Here is a 2,273-nt window from a genome sequence, read left to right on the forward strand (position 1 = left end):
CACAGCGTGGGTGGCGGCATGGCCATCACCGCGGCGGCCCAGGCAGGCCTGCGCGAGCGCGTGAGAGCGGTGATCACCGTCGCCGCCCAGGCCTTCGTCGAGGAGAAGACGCGCGAGGGCATCCGGGCAGCAAAGCGCACCTTCGCCGAAGCGGTGCACTTCCAGCGCCTGGTGCGCTATCACGGCGATAAGGCGAGTTGGGTACTGCGCGCCTGGACCGATGTGTGGTTGAGCGACGCCTTTGCGGATTGGTCCTTGGACGAGCCTCTCAGCGCTCTGCGCTGCCCGGTGTTCGCGTTGCATGGAGATCGCGACGAGTACGGCTCGCTGGCTTTCCCCAAGCGCATCGTCGACATGAGTGCTGCGCCGGCCCGCATGCTCGTGCTCGAGCGCTGTGCCCACGTGCCCCACCGTGAGCGACCGAACGCACTGCTGGCAGCGATCGCCGACTTCGTCGAGTCGGCTGGAGTGTAGCTCGCCCTAGAACGACGAGCCCGGTTGGGTGAGGAACTCGCGTTCCTCCTCCGTGCTCTCCCGGCCGAGGATGGCGTTGCGGTGGGGGAACCGACCGAAGCGCTCGATGATGTCGTGATGGCGCTTGGCGAAGCCGGCGAAATCCCAGCGGGTGATGCGATCCGCCAGGCGCAGCGCTTCGCGTTGATCCTCGATGCGTTCACTGTGCTGCATCGGCATGTAGAGGAACTGGCGGTGGGAGTCGTCGAGGGACGGGTCGAGGTCGAAGCCCCGCGCCACGGCATGGTGGGTGACGGCGAGGGCGGCTGCGTCGGTGGCGAAGGCGCGTGGGGTGTCGCGGAAGGCGTTGCGCGGGATCTGGTCGAGGACCAGGCAGAGGGCGACGCACCCGAGCGGTGTGCCCTGCCAATCGTCGTGTTCGCCGCGCGCCGCGGCTTCGTAGAGATCGCCGAAGCGACTCAGGCACAGGGCGTCGAACGCATCGTCCTTTTGCCACCACTGCTTGGAGTCGATGGTCTGGAACCAGAAATCCAGGATGTCTTGCATAGGTCGGATACCCTTGCCGGTGGATGAGGTCGGTGTCCCGCCGCACGGCCCTCACGGTACGTGTAGCGTAGGGCTTACGCTCGCGTGAACCGCGATAGCAGTTGTTCCGCAAAGCGTTCGGCAGGGGGCGCAAGTTCTCGCCCGCTGCGTCTTGCAAGGCCGATCGGCCGCGTGATCGACAGACCCTTCACCTCGAGCGGTGCCACCAGCGACTGGCTCAACACACCCAATTGGCTAACGAACGCCATCGTGCCCGTAGTAGCCACCATGCGCAGGATGGCGGGAATCGAACGCAGCTCCATCACCACCTGCACCTCCACGCCGGCGGTGCGCAGGGCCGTGTCGACGATCTGGCGGATCGCGCTGCCGCCCTCGAAGCCGACGAAGTTGCGGCCGTCCAGTTCGCTCACGTCGATGCGCTGGGCCTTGGCGGCGGGGGAGTCGGCGGCGGTGACCAGCACGATCCTGTCCTCGAAGAGGCGCGTGATCTCGAGGCCCGCGGAGCGCACGGGCTCGGTGACCAGGCCCAGCTCCAGGCGGCCGTCGCCCACATCGCGGGCCACCTCGCTGCTGCTGGCCTCCTTCACGTGGAAGTGCACGCCGGGGTAGGCGCGCTGGAAGTCCGCGATGGCGTCGGGCAACACGAAGGAGACGGCGGTGGCGCCGCCGCCGATGCGCACGGTGCCGCCCTCGAGGTTGTGGTGGCTGGTGACCACGGTCTTCAACTGGTCGTAGCGCTCGATCAGCGCGCGGGCTTCGGTCACCACGATCTCGCCGAGGGTGGTGAGTTCCGCGCCCTTGCGGCTGCGGCTGAGGAGCGCTGCGCCGAACTCCTCCTCGAGCAACTGGATGCGTCGGGTGAGGGCGGGCTGGGTCAGGCCGAGGCGGGCGGCGGCCTCGGTGATGGCGCCCGCGTCGGCCACGGCGACCAGGGAGCGCATGAGGTTCAGGTCCATAGGGATGCCGCTAGTATATGCATGCATAATATTAATTTATCGCATGCAAAATATCGATTTTACGCATAAATAGGCCTGTGGTACTTTCCTCCACCTACCCACCTAGCTGTCCATTCCAGGAGGCAACATCATGCTCGAGGCCTATCGCGCGCACGTCGAGGAACGTGCCCAACAGGGAATCCCGCCGAAACCCCTGAGCGCGGAGCAAGTCACTGAGCTGGTTGAACTTATCAAGGCGCCGCCGGCCGGCGAGGAGACCTTGCTGCTGGACCTGCTGACGCATCGGGTGCCGCCCGG

4 protein-coding genes are annotated in these 2,273 nt (G+C 66.5%); 2 read left to right on the forward strand and 2 right to left on the reverse strand.

The genetic code is table 11. The features are described from left to right. Nucleotides 1-474: alpha/beta hydrolase (locus AAF184_25720; GenBank protein MEO0425754.1), on the forward strand; the 474-nt coding region annotated here is incomplete at its 5' end. Nucleotides 475-480: 6 nt separating this feature from the next. On the opposite strand, the gene AAF184_25725 is transcribed toward AAF184_25720, so the two are convergent. Further along, complete coding sequence (locus AAF184_25725) at nucleotides 481-1,020, reverse strand: DUF924 family protein (GenBank protein ID MEO0425755.1); 540 nt, start codon at nucleotides 1,018-1,020, stop codon at nucleotides 481-483. Between the two features lie 74 nt (nucleotides 1,021-1,094). After that, a complete protein-coding gene (locus AAF184_25730; protein ID MEO0425756.1) occupies nucleotides 1,095-1,976 on the reverse strand; it encodes a LysR family transcriptional regulator in 882 nt (293 codons plus the stop codon). Between the two features lie 130 nt (nucleotides 1,977-2,106). Between AAF184_25730 and AAF184_25735 the strand changes: the two genes are divergently transcribed. Then, nucleotides 2,107-2,273, forward strand: a 167-nt coding sequence (locus AAF184_25735) for a hypothetical protein (GenBank protein MEO0425757.1), incomplete at its 3' end; no start/stop codon positions are given.

Source organism: Pseudomonadota bacterium (assembly GCA_039815145.1).
Classification (GTDB): Bacteria; Pseudomonadota; Gammaproteobacteria; order Steroidobacterales; family JBCBZW01; genus JBCBZW01.

Excerpts from the sequence above, each read along its gene's own strand:
- AAF184_25725 (MEO0425755.1), bottom strand. The coding sequence starts at position 1,020 with ATGCAAGACATCCTGGATTTCTGGTTCCAGACCATCGACTCCAAGCAG.
- AAF184_25730 (MEO0425756.1), bottom strand. The coding sequence starts at position 1,976 with ATGGACCTGAACCTCATGCGCTCCCTGGTCGCCGTGGCCGACGCGGGC.